General features: G+C 58.3%; 17 protein-coding genes and 1 pseudogene. 10 read left to right on the forward strand and 8 right to left on the reverse strand.

Annotated elements, in window-relative coordinates:
* Positions 1-2,373 carry a DNA ligase D gene (gene ligD / locus RTS12_RS05420; RefSeq protein WP_312526249.1) on the forward strand — a complete coding sequence of 791 codons (2,373 nt, stop codon included), beginning with the start codon at positions 1-3 and terminating at the stop codon, positions 2,371-2,373.
* Here ligD and RTS12_RS05425 read toward each other — a convergent pair.
* Positions 2,333-3,118, reverse strand: coding sequence for a Ku protein (locus tag RTS12_RS05425; protein WP_312526251.1), 786 nt, complete (start codon positions 3,116-3,118; stop codon positions 2,333-2,335). The two genes, ligD and RTS12_RS05425, sit on opposite strands and share 41 nt — an antisense overlap.
* Before the next feature lie 143 nt (positions 3,119-3,261).
* On the opposite strand from RTS12_RS05425, the gene RTS12_RS05430 reads away from it, so the two are divergent.
* The 3 genes from RTS12_RS05430 to RTS12_RS05440 all read left to right on the forward strand — a co-directional run bounded on the left by RTS12_RS05430 (position 3,262) and on the right by RTS12_RS05440 (position 4,280).
* On the forward strand, positions 3,262-3,759 hold the full coding sequence (locus tag RTS12_RS05430; RefSeq protein WP_312526253.1) for a superoxide dismutase family protein: 498 nt from the start codon (positions 3,262-3,264) through the stop codon (positions 3,757-3,759).
* A 120-nt stretch (positions 3,760-3,879) separates the two neighbouring features.
* Positions 3,880-4,065 carry a DUF3008 family protein gene (locus RTS12_RS05435; RefSeq protein ID WP_312526255.1) on the forward strand — a complete coding sequence of 62 codons (186 nt, stop codon included), beginning with the start codon at positions 3,880-3,882 and terminating at the stop codon, positions 4,063-4,065.
* A gap of 2 nt (positions 4,066-4,067) precedes the next feature.
* On the forward strand, positions 4,068-4,280 hold the full coding sequence (locus RTS12_RS05440) for a hypothetical protein (RefSeq protein ID WP_312526257.1): 213 nt from the start codon (positions 4,068-4,070) through the stop codon (positions 4,278-4,280).
* A 157-nt stretch (positions 4,281-4,437) separates the two neighbouring features.
* On the opposite strand, the gene RTS12_RS05445 is transcribed toward RTS12_RS05440, so the two are convergent.
* Positions 4,438-5,751 (reverse strand): hypothetical protein, encoded by a 1,314-nt coding sequence (locus tag RTS12_RS05445; protein WP_312526259.1) that lies wholly within the window; start codon positions 5,749-5,751, stop codon positions 4,438-4,440.
* 267 nt (positions 5,752-6,018) lie between these two features.
* On the opposite strand from RTS12_RS05445, the gene RTS12_RS05450 reads away from it, so the two are divergent.
* Both RTS12_RS05450 and RTS12_RS05455 read left to right on the forward strand, forming a co-directional pair.
* Positions 6,019-6,192, forward strand: coding sequence for a hypothetical protein (locus RTS12_RS05450; protein ID WP_312526261.1), 174 nt, complete (start codon positions 6,019-6,021; stop codon positions 6,190-6,192).
* A 112-nt stretch (positions 6,193-6,304) separates the two neighbouring features.
* The gene (locus RTS12_RS05455; RefSeq protein WP_312526262.1) at positions 6,305-6,778 is read left to right on the forward strand and encodes a sigma-70 family RNA polymerase sigma factor; all 474 of its coding nucleotides are present in this window, start codon (positions 6,305-6,307) and stop codon (positions 6,776-6,778) included.
* 67 nt (positions 6,779-6,845) lie between these two features.
* On the opposite strand, the gene RTS12_RS05460 is transcribed toward RTS12_RS05455, so the two are convergent.
* From RTS12_RS05460 to RTS12_RS05470, 3 genes and pseudogenes are all read right to left on the reverse strand, one after another.
* Positions 6,846-7,337 carry a ferritin-like domain-containing protein gene (locus tag RTS12_RS05460; RefSeq protein ID WP_312526300.1) on the reverse strand — a complete coding sequence of 164 codons (492 nt, stop codon included), beginning with the start codon at positions 7,335-7,337 and terminating at the stop codon, positions 6,846-6,848.
* A 262-nt stretch (positions 7,338-7,599) separates the two neighbouring features.
* Positions 7,600-7,739: pseudogene (locus RTS12_RS05465) on the reverse strand (ATP-binding protein); the annotation flags it as partial.
* On the reverse strand, positions 7,685-8,011 hold the full coding sequence (locus RTS12_RS05470) for a hypothetical protein (protein WP_312526305.1): 327 nt from the start codon (positions 8,009-8,011) through the stop codon (positions 7,685-7,687). The gene RTS12_RS05470 and the pseudogene RTS12_RS05465, both read right to left, overlap by 55 nt.
* A 280-nt stretch (positions 8,012-8,291) precedes the next feature.
* Between RTS12_RS05470 and RTS12_RS05475 the strand changes: the two genes are divergently transcribed.
* The 3 genes from RTS12_RS05475 to RTS12_RS05485 all read left to right on the forward strand — a co-directional run bounded on the left by RTS12_RS05475 (position 8,292) and on the right by RTS12_RS05485 (position 10,124).
* A complete protein-coding gene (locus RTS12_RS05475; protein ID WP_312526264.1) occupies positions 8,292-8,585 on the forward strand; it encodes a hypothetical protein in 294 nt (97 codons plus the stop codon).
* Between the two features lie 293 nt (positions 8,586-8,878).
* Positions 8,879-9,907, forward strand: coding sequence for a replication initiator protein A (locus RTS12_RS05480; RefSeq protein WP_312526265.1), 1,029 nt, complete (start codon positions 8,879-8,881; stop codon positions 9,905-9,907).
* Positions 9,908-9,971: 64 nt separating this feature from the next.
* The gene (locus RTS12_RS05485) at positions 9,972-10,124 is read left to right on the forward strand and encodes a hypothetical protein (RefSeq protein WP_312526266.1); all 153 of its coding nucleotides are present in this window, start codon (positions 9,972-9,974) and stop codon (positions 10,122-10,124) included.
* 178 nt (positions 10,125-10,302) lie between these two features.
* On the opposite strand, the gene RTS12_RS05490 is transcribed toward RTS12_RS05485, so the two are convergent.
* A complete protein-coding gene (locus RTS12_RS05490) occupies positions 10,303-11,397 on the reverse strand; it encodes a hypothetical protein (RefSeq protein WP_312526268.1) in 1,095 nt (364 codons plus the stop codon).
* 650 nt (positions 11,398-12,047) lie between these two features.
* On the opposite strand from RTS12_RS05490, the gene RTS12_RS05495 reads away from it, so the two are divergent.
* Positions 12,048-12,524, forward strand: a complete 477-nt coding sequence (locus RTS12_RS05495) for a ferritin-like domain-containing protein (protein ID WP_312526270.1) — start codon at positions 12,048-12,050, stop codon at positions 12,522-12,524.
* Here the strand turns inward: RTS12_RS05495 and RTS12_RS05500 are convergent.
* Both RTS12_RS05500 and RTS12_RS05505 read right to left on the reverse strand, forming a co-directional pair.
* Positions 12,506-13,105, reverse strand: a complete 600-nt coding sequence (locus tag RTS12_RS05500) for a uracil-DNA glycosylase family protein (RefSeq protein ID WP_312526272.1) — start codon at positions 13,103-13,105, stop codon at positions 12,506-12,508. The genes RTS12_RS05495 and RTS12_RS05500 overlap by 19 nt on opposite strands.
* Before the next feature lie 339 nt (positions 13,106-13,444).
* Positions 13,445-13,918 (reverse strand): pyridoxamine 5'-phosphate oxidase family protein, encoded by a 474-nt coding sequence (locus RTS12_RS05505; RefSeq protein ID WP_312526274.1) that lies wholly within the window; start codon positions 13,916-13,918, stop codon positions 13,445-13,447.
* Positions 13,919-14,254: the final 336 nt, after the last annotated feature.

Raw genomic sequence — 14,254 nt, forward strand, 5'->3', positions numbered from 1 at the left:
ATGGCGCTTCAATCCTACAGAAAGATGCGCGATTTTACTGCCACCAGCGAGCCTAAGGGCCGCGTTGCGCGCAAAAAGGGCAACAGCTTCGTCATCCAGAAACATGACGCCAGGCGGCTGCATTATGACTTCCGGCTCGAGATGGAAGGCGTCCTGAAAAGCTGGGCGGTGACGCGCGGCCCAAGCCTGGACCCTGACGACAAGCGGCTCGCCGTGCATGTCGAGGACCATCCGCTTGAATATGGCAAGTTCGAGGGCACCATTCCCAAGGGCGAATATGGGGCGGGCACGGTCATCCTGTGGGATCGCGGCACCTGGACACCGATCGGCGATCCGGCGAGGGGCTATGCCAAGGGCCATCTTGAATTCGAACTCTCGGGGCAGAAGCTCAAGGGGCGCTGGCATCTTGTGCGGATGCAGACCCGGGAAAAACGCGAAAACTGGCTGCTGATCAAGGCCGATGACGAATATGCGCGAAAAAAGGGCGATATCCTGATGGAGGAGCCGGATTCCGTCTCATCCGGGCGCGGTCTGGCCGAGGTTGAGGACGAACCACCCGGCTGGTCGTCGAAGGACGGCCCCCTCGCACAGGGCAAAAAGGCCGAGATGCCCAGGTTCATTCAGCCGATGCTGGCGCGGCTGCAATCCAAGCCGCCCTCGGGTGAAAAATGGGTGCATGAGATCAAGTTCGATGGCTATCGCCTGCAGGCGCATTTCCACAAGGGGAGGGCGACGCTACTGACCCGCAGCGGCCATGACTGGACCGCGAAATTCGGTGATATAGCGGGAAAATTCGCTGATCTGGCGCTGAAATCGGCGATCATCGACGGTGAACTGGTCGTTGAAGGCGATGCCGGAGCCTCGGATTTCTCGGCCTTGCAGGCGGATCTTGCGGCAGGTCGAGCTGACCGCTTTCTCTTCTATGCCTTCGATCTCATGTACCTCGACGGCCACGACCTGCGGGACGAGCCGCTGATCGCGCGCAAAGCCTCGCTCGAGCGCATCCTGCGGACCAGCGCCATCCGCTATAGCGCCCATTTCGCCGAGACCGGAGAGATGGTGTTGCGCCATGCCTGTCGGATGAGCCTTGAAGGGATCGTGTCGAAGTTGGCTGATGCGCCCTATCGCTCGGGTCGCGGGCGGGCCTGGGTGAAGTCGAAATGCTCAGCGCGGCAGGAATTCGTCATCGGCGGCTATGTCCCCTCGCAGGCGCAGGCAGAGGCCATCGGCTCGCTCGTGCTGGGCGTCCATGACGCGGCCGAGTTGCGCCATGTCGGCCGGGTTGGCACGGGCTTTACCCGCAAGGCTGCGGCCGATCTCTACAAACGCCTCCAGCCGCTGCGCCGGAAGACCAGCCCCTTTGGGGAAAAGCTTGCCCGAGAGGTCGTCTATGTCACCCCGGAACTGGTGGCCGAGGTCGATTTCAACGCCTGGACGGCCGATGGCCATCTGCGTCACGCCGCGTTTCGCGGGCTGCGCGAGGACAAGCCCGCCACCGAAGTCACCCGCGAAGATACGCCCAAGGCCAGGATCAAGCTGACGCATCCCGAGCGCATCTATTGGCCCGATGAGGGGGTGACCAAGGAAGAGCTTGCGACTTACTACAGCCGGGTTTGGCCTGGGATCGCACCCTTTATCGTCAACCGCCCACTGGCCCTGCTGCGCTGTCCCGATGGCGTCGATGGACCCCGGTTTTTTCAGAAGCACCCATGGAAGGGCATGAACGCTTGCATCGACCAGCCAAATGACAAGGGCGAGGCCCAGATCGCGATCTCGGGTCTCGACGGTCTCATTGCTCTGGTGCAATCGGCTGCGCTGGAAATTCACCCCTGGGGTGCGACGCTCGAGGATCTAGAGCGTCCCGACATGATCATCATGGACCTCGATCCCGGTGAGGGCGCAAGCTGGGACCAGATCGTTGTGGCCGCGACCGAGCTGCGGCAGCGGCTGACGGACGCGGGGCTGGCTGCTTTCGTGAAGACTTCGGGCGGCAAGGGGCTTCATGTGGTTTCGCCGCTGAAACCCCATGCCAAATGGCCCGAGGTCAAGGCCTTCACCAAGGCTATGGCCATGGCGATGGCCAGCGATGCGCCCGATCTTTATGTCGCGACGATCACCAAATCCAAACGAAAGGGCAAGGTGCTGATCGACTATCTGCGCAACCAGAGGGGTGCGACCGCCGTGGCCGCCTATTCGACCCGCGCCCGGCCCGGCGCGGCGGTCTCGACCCCGGTGGAATGGGAAGTGCTGTCGCGGATCGGGCCTACCAGCTATACCGTCCGCTCGGATCTGCCAGAGCCGTGGGAGGGGTTTCGCAAGGCCGCGCGCCCACTTACTTTCCGCCCTTCTTCTCGGTTGCGAGCGATTTTCTGAGCGCATCCATGATGTCGATGACGTTGTTTGCAGGCTCGGCGGCCTTCTTTCTGTCAGGCGATTTCCGGCCCTTTTTCTTGTTGGCGATGATTTCCAGCAGCCGCGCCTGAACCGGGTCCGCGACCATCTTTGGGTCCCATTGACTGGTGCGCTCCTTGATCAGCCGCGTCACCAGCCGAAGCGCTGCAGGGCTGGGCTTGTCGTCTGGCACTGGTGGGGTGTCGCGCAGTTCGTCGCCAAAGCGCAGGGTCCAGAGGATGATCCCCATTCCCGCCGGCTGCAGCATCACCGCATATTCGCGCCGATACATCACCAGCCGCGAGATGCCGACCGTGCCCGAGGTCGCCATCGCCTCGCGAATCACCGAAAATGCCTCTTTGCCCACCTTGTCGGTGGGGGTCAGGTAATGGGGTTTGTCATACCAGATCCAGCCGATGCTGTCGGCGGGCACGAAAAGCTCGATATCAATGGTCCGTGTGCTTTCAAGCGCCAGCGCATCAATCTCGTCATCCTCGATCAGCACATGATCATCCTCACCGCGGGGATAGCCCCGCGCCTCGTCCTTTTCGCGCACTGTCTTGCCGGTGACACTGTCGACATAGCGGCTTTGCACGCGGTTTCCGGTCCGGGCGTTCAGCGTATGGAGACGTAACTTTTCGGCTTCGGTCGTGGCGGGGATAAGCGCCACCGGACAGGTGACGAGCGATAGTTTCAGATAGCCTTTCCAGTAATATCGGGGTGCCATGGCAGTCTAACCGGGAACAGCGCCAAAGGTTCCTGAGCGGCCGCCACCGGCGATTGCAGGCAGCAGATCCCCGCGTTCAGGAACAAACCGCGCCCATCGCGGTTGGGTCCCGGACTTATGCCCCACGTATCAAAGAGGTTAAAATGAAGCAGTTTTCAATGATTTTCGCCATCACGCTTTTCCCAGTCGCAGTCTTGGCTCAGGACGTCACGGCCAAATTCGTGAACACCGACGGCGCCGAGATCGGCAGCGCGAGCCTGTCGCACACCGCAGCGGGTGTGCTGATCAAAGCCGAGATCGGAGAGCTTCCGCCCGAAAGCTGGGTCGCGTTCCATATCCACGAAACCGGCACATGCGATCCCGCGGCCAAACATGACTCGGCGGGCGGGCATTTCAATCCCTCCGGGGTCGAGCATGGCTATCTTTCCGAAACCGGCCCCCATGAGGGTGACATGCCCAATCAGCGCGTCGATGCCACCGGCTTTGCGCGGTTCGAGGTTGTCAGCCCTTCGGTGACCCTGTCCCAGGGAGGGAACGGGATCAAATCCCGCGCCTTGATGGTCCACGCCAAAGCCGATGACTATTCCAGCCAGCCGTCGGGAGCCGCCGGCGACCGCTTGGCCTGCGCGGTCATTGAGTAAGGCCTTGCGACCGATAGGGGCGTCGCGGCTGGAACATTCAGCGCAGTTCGCGGTTAAAGATCCTCCCTGTTACCGCGGCGCGCGATGAAATCGCGACGGTCCGAACGTAAGGAGAAGAACATGCCCGCCAAGTCGAAAGCCCAGCAGGAAGCCGCAGGTGCTGCTCTGGCCGCCAAGCGTGGCGAGACGCCAAAAGGCGAGCTGCGTGGCCCATCGCGGCAGATGTACGACTCGATGACCGAGAAAGAGCTGGAGGACCTAGCCTCCACGCCGCACGAAAATTTGCCAGAGCAGAAGAAGTCATAACCATGTCCGCTCCGAGAACGAATATTGAAAAGCAAAAGCGTCACCATCTGGTTCCGATTGTCACGATCATTGTGATCCTGATCTTAGTGGGCTTGGGGTTCGTCTGGTGGCTTAGCAATGAGACCAACGATCCGATCATGCCGGGTGAGGTGACTGGGCCTGTCGAGGACCTGCCACCGCCCGCGCTAACTCCTACGGAAACGCCGTCTCAATAAGACAGCGTCAGATTCACATGGTGTTTAACTCTGGTTACGGCTCAGCCGACCTCAGCAATGACGCCTTTGGCGGCAGGCGGTTTGCCTTGGGCGGCGCTTATGATCTCTTCATACTAAGTTATGCGAAAGGGGGCCAGTCATGGCCCCCTTGTGCAAGTTAGCGACGCCCCCGCGAAGAATAGCGGCGGTCATCATCATCCTCATCGCGGCGGTTGTCCCAGCCGCGGCGAGCAGCTTCGGCATGGCCTTCGGAGTCACCAAACCATCCGCCTTGCCCGCGGTCGCGCGAATAGTCATCGTCACGGCTGCGCGACGAAGAGCTACGGCGATCATCGTCATAGCGGCGTGACGAAGAATAACGACGATCATCGTCATCATCTCGACGTGAAGAACGTCCGCGCGAGGAATACCGGTCATCGTCATCATCGTCGCGACGATGCTCCCACCCCATGCGCGCCGCTTCAGCATGACCCCGTGAGTCTCCGAACCACCCGCTCTGACCGCGGTCGCGCGAATAGTTGTCATCCCGGTCGCGCGATGAATAGCTGCGGCGATCATCGTCGTCCCTCCGCGACGCGGAATAACGCCGATCTTCATCGTCATCCCGGCGCGAGGAGCGGCCTCGGGACGAAGAGCGATCGTCATCGCTGGTGAACCGACCACGGCTGTCACGGTCGCGGTCATCGTCATAACGCGAACGTCCCCCCCGATCATCGTCACGGCTACTGGTATATCGACCCCGGCTGTCCCGCTCACGGTCGTCGTCATATCGACCCGATCCGCGACCGCTCCGACTCCTGTCGTCGTCATCGCTCATAAAGCGTCCGCGCTCGTCACGTTCAGGCATGTTCGAGTTCCTCGGCATGATTTCCTCCTGATTTGCCATGAGGTACCGCAATTGCGGCCTTCTATCGCCGCCCCGTCCGGGCAGCGCTGTCATGCAGGCACGAATGCGCCTGCCCAAAGCGGCGGGATCAACCCCGGCCGCCGTGGCCTTGGCGAAAAGGCCGCTTCGCGGCTTCTCTTCGCGTTCGATTATTTCTTCGATCAGTCGGGCCGCCACCCGAAGCACCGCCAGATCAAGCGCTCCGTCCAAATCAAGATCGTCCCGCCCGAGCAGGAAGGACACGAGATCGGTGTCAATGGCGGTTTCTGTCAGCAGCGGGAATTCCTGCAACCCCGACTCCACGGCCGCGTCGTAAAGCAGTCGATGTCCATCGACATGCTGGGCCCAAGCCTCCGCCAACCGTGAATGTAGGCTTTCGGCCGCCTCGGCATCACTGACCTTTGCGCATTCCCCGAGAAGGGCTCTCAGAGCCTTGTTCTGTTCGCGCAAATCCGCAAACCCGTCGCCTTGCGGCTTTGCTTCATCCTCTCCGGTCGTGGCCGTTCCAGACTCCTGCTGCAGAGGGTCGTTCGGCGGATCCTGCGCTTTGGTCTTGTCTCCCGATGCTTCGGTGTTCCTCGCCATGAGTTCGCCTCCATGCTGTGGGGCCGATGAACCAGTGACGGCATGGATTGTTCCCAGAAAGGTTGTAGATAGGAGGTAATCTTCTTCTGATGCTCTGCCGTGACGCCGTGTTTAGCTTGGCAGATTGAAGTAAAGCGTTGTGAAATAAGGATATCGTCTAAATGTGAGCGTAAGACATGCAACACTGAACAAATATTCATGTCGGCAGGGCTCGCCAACTTGGCTGCGAGAGTTAAAATATGTCGTGCTCAGTGAAAGGAGTTACCGATGGCCAACAGTGAACGCGGCCCCATCGTCGATCCTGAAATCGACAAGGTCTTGGCCGAACTGCTGGCGCAGACGGAACAAGAGCCTATATCGCCACGTCTGCGCGAGCTCGCGAAGCGTTTGGAAACAGCGCTCGAGGACGCACGACAGCGTCGAAATCGCCCTGCTCCTTAAGCACTGACAGCCGACAGCCGTGCAGTTTTCCGCCGACACGCAATTTCACAGGGAACCATCCCTCCCGGCTCCACATTGGATCCTCATCGGTACATGGGGGAGTAGGACGGTAATGTCGGACGACATACTCGGGTACATTCCAGCACTTCGAGCTTATGCGCGTGCGCTATGTAGGTCTGTTACAGATGCGGATGATCTGGTCCAAGAAACCTTATTACGCGCCATTGAAAACGCTCATCGCTATCAGCCAGGAACGAATATGCGGGCCTGGCTCCTGACCATCATGCGCAACCGTTTCTTTACGAATTGCCACAAGGCTGCGCGAGAGCGCACCGGAGCCGCCGATTGCGCGTCATTGCTGCCGCAGGTCAAACCGGGCCAGGAGTGGCATATGCAGGCCCGGGAGATGGCAACTGCGTTGCGCGAGATGCCCGTTCATTACCGCGAGGCGATTATCTTGGTGGGTGCTTTGGGCGAAAGCTATCTCGATACTGCGCGGATCCTCGGCTGCGATATCGGCACCGTCAAGAGCCGGGTGAATCGCGCCCGCGCGTTGTTACGCCAGGCGTTGGAGCCAGCCTTCTGACTCGCGACGAGCATGATGACACCAAGGCCAAGTGCCCTGCCCTCTTTGGGCAGGGCACTTGGCCTTGTCAGCCTGCTGCCTCAATGTTCGCCTCGCTCTCGGCAAGATCGGTCAGCAGTTCATCGGTTGAGGATTCCTCCTTAAGCGTCTGTTCCAAAAGCGCCGCCGCGTCCTTCAGCCCAAGCTGCTTTGCCCATTGCCGCAGAGTGCCGTAACGGGCCATTTCATAATGTTCGACGGCTTGCGCAGCGGCAATCAGCCCAGCATCCAATGCTGGTGCGCCTTTGAAGGCCGCCATAACCTCCTCGCCCTCCTCGATGATGCCGTCGATGGCCGGGCAGGTCTTGCCGCGCGCTGGTTTGCCGATGATCTCGAACACTTTCTGAAGCCGTTCGACATGGGTTTCGGTCTGCTCGCGGTGATCCTCAAAGGCGGAGCGTAACCGCTCCGACTGCGCGCCGCGTGCCATCTTAGGCAGAGCTTTCAGGATCTGGCGCTCGGCATAATAGATGTCCTTCAGCGTATCGTGGAACAGGTTGTCGAGAAGCTTCTCAGCCATAGTGTCTCTCCTTATGACAACAGCCGGCGGGTCGGCCAGCTTCAGGCTGGGAGCAACCTGCGCATCAGCGGAATGTTCCCGGAAATATTCCAACGTCGGAGGTCCCGATGGTCTTTCGCAGCTCGCTGCCTGTCAATCGGCGTTGAATGGTGCCCCCCGCTCGGCGCCCAAAAGCGACCCCTCTGGAGAACGTGTGAGCAGGCCCGTGGCGGCGTAGCTTTCCAGTTGGCGCAGCCGACGCGGGCCTGCGTTTCGAGGGCGTTCAGGCTCGGGTTTTAATGTGCCAGCTGTCGTTGCCGATCTCAACGATGTCGCAGTGGGAATGAGACGGTCGAGCAATGCGGTAGTCATCTTCGCATCCCCGAAGACGGTCGGCCACTCCCCGAATGCGAGTTTGGTAGTGCCGATGACATGGCGCGTGACAGAAGCGAGAAATCGCCGGGACCGCATTGGGTTCGCGTCCAGTGCCCGTCAAACTCGCGGTCCATCGGCGTAAGTTCCTGCCGATATTGAACGATCATGAAATCATCCATCGGCGGGATCAGCACGTCCTGACCTTTATAGAGAAACCTGCGCTGCGAAACGCCCGCCCAACTAAGTCCCTTACTTTCCACAAGCGTTTCTCCCCGCACCCAAACCGGCAGTTCATCGGCAGGGATAAGAAGGTCGGTCACCCAACTCCCTCCAGCTCAAGAGGACCTAAGACTACGGTAAACGTTTGCATACGCCGTTCGAGTGAAGTGCCACAGGAATACAGATAACCAAACGATTCTAGTGCCAGACAAAATAGCATCAATCGGACTTTCGTCCTGATCGTTTGCGTCTCAGGCCCTTTGAACTGCTGTTGCACATAGAATATGGGGCCGTTTATCGGACAGGATCGACAGCTAAGGCCACCAGATCGACGAGCTGCTGCAGCTGGATAGATCCGGGCGGAATGCTTCGGCTTCATACTTGCAACCCGCATCCTTTGAAAATCCGGGCGAAGGCCTGATCGAAAAGACCATCGTTTATACTCTCAGCCCGATCGTCGCGAAGCTGGAGGAGCTCGAGGAGAACTTGCGGGCCCATCCCAAGGAGATCGACGGAAAGATGCAGCGGCTGTTGTCTCAGGAAGAAGCCGCGCTGAACCGTCTGCGCAAGGACGCCGAGAGTGCCGAATGGGCGAAGGTCAGGCATTGCGGTTTCGCAGCAGGAGTCGGAGTGCTCGGCCTGCTCCTTGGCATCGCCATCGGACTGATGTTCTGAGGCTCTGTCCTGGACCATTTGTGCCTCGAAACAGACTTATCCACAGGATCAGAGTGTTAAATAGGTGTTAAATATAGTGTTACGGGTTCCGAAATGACTGTATTTCTCATTTAGTACAACGACTTGCTTTGGTGACCCGTGTGTGAAGTGTCGTTTTAGCGTGTGTAAAGTGGTGATTCGGCGTGTGTAAAGTGTCGTTTCTCGCTGCCCGTGTGTGAAGTGTCGATTCGAGGGTTCCCGTGTGTGAAATGTCGTGTAAGCTGCCCGTGTGTGAAGTGTCGAAAGCTGTGCAGATGAACGATTATCCCCTTTTGCCAGATCGCCACCCTCAAGGGGATTTCTTTGTGTGCGATATCTTCGACGCAGCCCCAAAGGGTGATATCGGTTCGATGGAGCATCCGATTTTCTCGCTTTCGACGAAGCCGGACACTCGTGCTCGCCTCTATGAGCACAATGGGGTTTCGGTCGAGGTTAAACCGTCATCCGACGGGCTCGCGACCGTTCACGACCGGGATATACTGATCTTCTGCATCAGCCAGATCATCAGAGGTATGAATGACGGAAAAGCACCGCAACAAGTGGTTCGTTTTCAAGCGTCTGATCTGCTTAAAGCCACCAATCGCATGCTGACAGGTCGTGGCTATGATCTGCTTAAGGCAGCAATGGAGCGGTTGGCGGGAACGAGGATCTCCACGAACATCACAACCGGCGGTGAAGAGGTATTTGAAACCTTCGGCCTGATTGAGCGGGCGCGGATTGTGCGGGAGACGCGCGAAGGGCGCATGCAGGAAGTTGAGATCAAGCTTTCGGACTGGGTTTTTAACGCGATCAGGGCGCAAGAGGTTTTAACCCTCAGTCGAGATTACTTTCGCCTGCGCAAGCCGTTGGAGCGCCGCATATATGAGCTGGCGCGCAAACACTGCGGGCGCCAAAGAGAATGGCGCATTGGGTTGGAAACGCTACAGAAGAAATGCGGTTCTGGATCTTCACTAAGGGAGTTTCGACGGCTAGTGACAGCGATCACGAACGAGGATCAGAAACACGGCCATATGCCGGACTATGAGATCCGGTTCGACAACGAAACTGATATCCTTACGGTGCGCAGCCGCGGAACAATTTGCCCTGATGCCGTTACCGACACAGTGAGTATTCCGCAGCTCGACAGCGACGTGTACGACATGGCACGCGAAGCTGCTCCCGGCTGGGACGTGCGCTATATCGAAAGCGAATGGCGCGTCTGGGCAACCGAAGCGCCACGAAATCCCGAGATGGCCTTCCTTGGATTTTGCCGTAAATGGTACGAAAAGCGAGGGCGCCCATAAGGGACTGGGCGCACACCGGCAAAAAAACCAATGTGCAAGTGCGCACAATAGTACGGAGGCAATAATGCAGGTGATCGCAATTGCAATGCAGAAAGGCGGTGTTGAGCGCGTGGCGATCCTGCGGGCGCGTCTAGATATGACCAACTCGGGCTTGATCGAGTATGCGCTAAATGAGCTTTGGGCGCGACATGAGTCGGGGCGCAAGTTCGGGGATTGAGCAACACAGCACGAGTGCCGGCGGACTCTCGCTCAATGATCCCTCCTTTCGGGGCTGGACGAGGAAGGGGCGCGCGCTTTTGTGCGGGAAAACCGTTTTCGAAGTGCCGCTGCCCTGAATGAAGAAGCCCGAGCGTCAAACGCCCGGGCTTATGCATTTTGTCAACGAAAGGTCGGTTTCAGCGGCGACGGTGCGTCAAGCCGCCCCAAACGCGACCATCATCACGATGCTCGCCGCCCCGCATGGCACCAATATAGGACGCAGCGGCAGCGACCAAAGCGGCAGCGGCAAACAGGAAGGCGGTCAGAATGCCGGCGACACGCGCCTCTTCGGCGGCTTTCTCGGCTTTCGCTCTGGCCTGCTCTGCAGCTTTTTGTGCATCGGCTTTCATCTGTTCGATCTGGGCCTTTGCTTCATCGACCTTTTCCTGGGCCGCATCACGGATCGCTTGTGCGCGCTGTTGGGCCTGATCGACGCGGGCATCAACCTCCGACGAGCTCAGGCCGGTTTGGGCCGCAACTACTTGGCGAAGATAGGCTTTGTCTTCATCGCTGATCTCGCCGGTGCGGATCAGGTTCATGAGGATCTGGCCGACTTCCTCTTTGGCATTGCCGGGCTGGCCGGTCATCGGGCCGGGCACGTTTTCAGCCGGACGCAGCAGGCTGTCCGAGATGTAATCCATTGGATTGGCGCTGAGGCCTTTGGGCATCGACTGCTCGATCGAGGGTGCCACGGCTTGGCCCGCACCTTGCGCGACCCCGCCAACCAACTGTCCCGCCCCCGAGACAACGCCACCGGCCAATTGCCCCGCGCCCTGCGCCACTCCGCCCACCGCAGAGCCCGCCGCCTCCAGCGTGGTGCCCGCAACGCTGCCGACGGTTTTCACCGTGCCGGTGACGGCACTGGTCAAAACCAGCGCGCTCAAGATCGTGCCGAGGCCCCAGACGACGAGACCATGCAGCCCGTCGCGGACCTTGATCTCGTCGGGGGTCGCGCCATCGACACGCCTGCGAAGCCGACCGGCGATATAGCCGCCAAGCATGTAGACAAGGACCATCGAGATGACCGCAAACAGCGCCGTCAGGATGAGCCCGAATATGCTGATCCCGCCATTCTCGTCAAACGAAACCGAGCCGAGCCCGATAGCCGCACCGAATGCGCTGAATACAATCGACGCGCCAACGGCGACCACGGTACCTGCGATGACAGCGCCAAGATCAACATAACCCCGATCGCTGACGGGAGGTTTTCCTCCGGGAATGGTGTCCGACATTAGCGCAACCCCACCATGCCAAGGATGAATAGGATGATAACGACAAGGCCGACGAGATAAATGATGCTGTTCATAATGACTCCTTCACTGCATCCCGAAGACAATGGAAGCGGCGCGTCCGGGAAGAATGGGATAGGTGCGTCTCAGAAAGCTTCCATTGGGGCAACGTGATCAAAGGACCGTGGTTCCAAGGTCTCGGCCATGAGATAACATGAGATTATGGGTAGTCTTTCAACCCGTGGCCGGCTCCCGCATCAAGCAACTCTCGCTTTGGGTGATCAATGTGCTCGGGTCGCAGCCTCGTTCGGTGGCGCCTCTACTTTTCCTTTGAGACAGCGGTTATCCACCATCACAGAGGCACTGTCAGTCTAGCTATGAGCGCGGTGATGTCTTGCGTATCTTAATCTTACCACTTCAGGGGAAGGCAGAAAATTTCGAGCCACGTGCTCAGATATCCTGAACATAAAGCTGCGGCAGGGTAGCGATACTTTCGGCCCTAACCATTCGGAATTATCCTGCGCAGGTTGCCATTAGGAGCGCGCGCCTGCTCCCTTTCGGATCGCCACGGAACCAACTTCCAAGGACGACTGTTAGGTCCAAGTCTGAGTTGATCGGCTTGCTATCGAGCCGAGATATAAAAGGTTTCTAAGATGGAAAAATCGCCCTCGATACAGAACGACCATCAAATTGATCGCAAGCAACTGATCGACCTCCTGAACGAGGACCTTGCGCGAGAGTATCAAGCAATCATTGCTTACGTGGTTTACTCGCAAGTCATCACGGGTGCCGAATATATGACGATTGCTCGAGAGCTTGAAAAACACGCCAAGGAAGAGCTCCAACATGCGCTGAGCATTTCCAAGCAGATCGATTATCTCGGGGGTGTGCCCACAGTCGTTCCCAAGCCTGTGAAAATGTCCGAGAAGACAAAGGATCTTCTTAAATTCGACCTCGACAACGAAGTCGAAACCATACGAAATTACCGTCAGCGCGTTCGTCAATGCGAAGCTTTGGGCGAATTTGCAATGGCGGAAACACTTCGAGAAATTTTGGTACAGGAACAGGATCACGCAATCGAACTTGCAACTGCCTTGGGCGTTCCGGTCCCTCAAATAGACGGTGCTTGACCCAGCCAGGCTAGGTAAACGAGCAACTCCGACATTAGGCTTCGTTTACCGGCAACGCGTAACCACCTGAAACCCGGGTTAGGGCCTCTCATGCAGACGCAAATTTTGAGAGCGCAGTAGGCCTGCTGCAGTTTGAGGTCACCTTTGAACTGCGCCAAAGCCTCTAGCTTGGCAGGCCAGCTTAGCCGCAGAATAATGCTCGGATGCCCCGTTATCAGCACCGGGCCACAATCAAGCGCGGTTTCCACATTGCCGCGACGAGGGGAAAGCGGGGCGCGGTTGCCGGTTAGGGAGGACGCGGCACTTGTGCCAAGCGAGACATTCAAGCGAGGCGATAGAAGGCGACGCTCGAGGTCGAGCCACCAGCGGCAAGGTTTGATCTCACCTTCATTCGGGCTTTTGTGCAGGCGTCGCTTACCTCGAGAAGCGAATTTGAAGTACTTTACGACATTGCTCAGCCAGATCTCTTCCGCCGCAAGCCCTACCTTCTCGAGGCTGGTGCGCAACAAGCGCCCGGCGGGACCGACAAATGGGCGGCCCGCAAAACGCTCTTGATCACCCGGCGCCTCGCCAAGGATCATCACAGCGAGGCGTCGACCGGCCCTTCCCCCAAAACAGTCTGGGTGGGGGTGCGGACGAAAACTTGGACTATCTTGGAGACGGTTCGTGTATACTTACGAAGACCGGATGGGGACAATTGCCCTCTATATCAAGCTGGGCAAACGGCTGCGCGCCACGATCCGAGAGTTAGGTTATCCCACAAAGAACGTCCTGAAGGGAAGATTTCTGCGGCCGCGCGATCGTTTGAGCTTCCTTGGCACCGGAAAACGCGGCGGGGGCCGCCGCTAAACTCCCTAGACAAGGCAATGGCATGTCTCGAACGAAACCCGCACCAACACATTTTTCGCGCAGTGTTTCAACTAACCGAAGCGGAGCGAGAATTTTTCGCCATAATCAGGCTTTGATTTACTCATTTTCGACTTCAGCAGCTCATACAGAAAATGCAGACCGCTTTCGGGACCAAGCCAAACCTCTGCCAAGGAGGGTTTAAATCGCAAAAGCACCAAATCGGGATCGTCCTTCCCCTCCTCAAACCAGGAGGCAGCAATTGCAGACCATACTTGGTCCAACTTCGCGCGGTCGTTCGATATTTCGAGACGCCCTTTCACCTCGGCGTGAAGGCCATGAGCACTATCACTTACAATATAGCGCGCGTCGCTATTCTTGGCGCCGGCCTCGGCCATCTGTGTCCCTTTTGCGGTTATAAACCACAAATTGCCATCCTCCGGTTCGACGCTGTGCGACATTGGTAGAAAGGCCCCGCCCACCTCGAGCATACCTGCACGAACGTCCTCCAGCCTATCCCAAAACTCTTCGCGATGATCGTCGCTCATCAGTTCCTCCCGTCATGAAATTGCTATGTGACAACCCGATTCTGTCTGAATTGTTCCTAATGGGGCACTTCGGACGGTCAAGGTTTGTCCTGCGCCGTCATGGATTAGGGGGCGCCATGGATCTTGCCGCCAATGCCCGTGTTATCATTGGTAGCGTGTGCAGCACGACATCTGTGATCCCGAGACACCTGCGAACCTATTGCACCTCGTGCAACCCACCCCGGACCGTAATGAGAGGCGGATTTGTAAGACATAATACCCTTCGAAGCAGGCAGGTGTCTGCCGTCGCGCTTGAAGCTGGCCCCCTTGTCGCAGTGGCTGCATCGCGGATTGTCA

The organism is Paracoccus sp. (in: a-proteobacteria), from assembly GCF_032007265.1.
Classification (GTDB): domain Bacteria; phylum Pseudomonadota; class Alphaproteobacteria; order Rhodobacterales; family Rhodobacteraceae; genus Paracoccus.

Coding starts and splice junctions, on each gene's coding strand:
- ligD (WP_312526249.1), top strand. CDS start 1: ATGGCGCTTCAATCCTACAGAAAGATGCGCGATTTTACTGCCACCAGC.
- RTS12_RS05425 (WP_312526251.1), bottom strand. CDS start 3,118: ATGGCACCCCGATATTACTGGAAAGGCTATCTGAAACTATCGCTCGTC.
- RTS12_RS05430 (WP_312526253.1), top strand. CDS start 3,262: ATGAAGCAGTTTTCAATGATTTTCGCCATCACGCTTTTCCCAGTCGCA.
- RTS12_RS05435 (WP_312526255.1), top strand. CDS start 3,880: ATGCCCGCCAAGTCGAAAGCCCAGCAGGAAGCCGCAGGTGCTGCTCTG.
- RTS12_RS05440 (WP_312526257.1), top strand. CDS start 4,068: ATGTCCGCTCCGAGAACGAATATTGAAAAGCAAAAGCGTCACCATCTG.
- RTS12_RS05445 (WP_312526259.1), bottom strand. CDS start 5,751: ATGGCGAGGAACACCGAAGCATCGGGAGACAAGACCAAAGCGCAGGAT.
- RTS12_RS05450 (WP_312526261.1), top strand. CDS start 6,019: ATGGCCAACAGTGAACGCGGCCCCATCGTCGATCCTGAAATCGACAAG.
- RTS12_RS05455 (WP_312526262.1), top strand. CDS start 6,305: ATGTCGGACGACATACTCGGGTACATTCCAGCACTTCGAGCTTATGCG.
- RTS12_RS05460 (WP_312526300.1), bottom strand. CDS start 7,337: ATGGCTGAGAAGCTTCTCGACAACCTGTTCCACGATACGCTGAAGGAC.
- RTS12_RS05480 (WP_312526265.1), top strand. CDS start 8,879: ATGAACGATTATCCCCTTTTGCCAGATCGCCACCCTCAAGGGGATTTC.
- RTS12_RS05485 (WP_312526266.1), top strand. CDS start 9,972: ATGCAGGTGATCGCAATTGCAATGCAGAAAGGCGGTGTTGAGCGCGTG.
- RTS12_RS05490 (WP_312526268.1), bottom strand. CDS start 11,397: ATGTCGGACACCATTCCCGGAGGAAAACCTCCCGTCAGCGATCGGGGT.
- RTS12_RS05495 (WP_312526270.1), top strand. CDS start 12,048: ATGGAAAAATCGCCCTCGATACAGAACGACCATCAAATTGATCGCAAG.
- RTS12_RS05500 (WP_312526272.1), bottom strand. CDS start 13,105: ATGATCCTTGGCGAGGCGCCGGGTGATCAAGAGCGTTTTGCGGGCCGC.
- RTS12_RS05505 (WP_312526274.1), bottom strand. CDS start 13,918: ATGAGCGACGATCATCGCGAAGAGTTTTGGGATAGGCTGGAGGACGTT.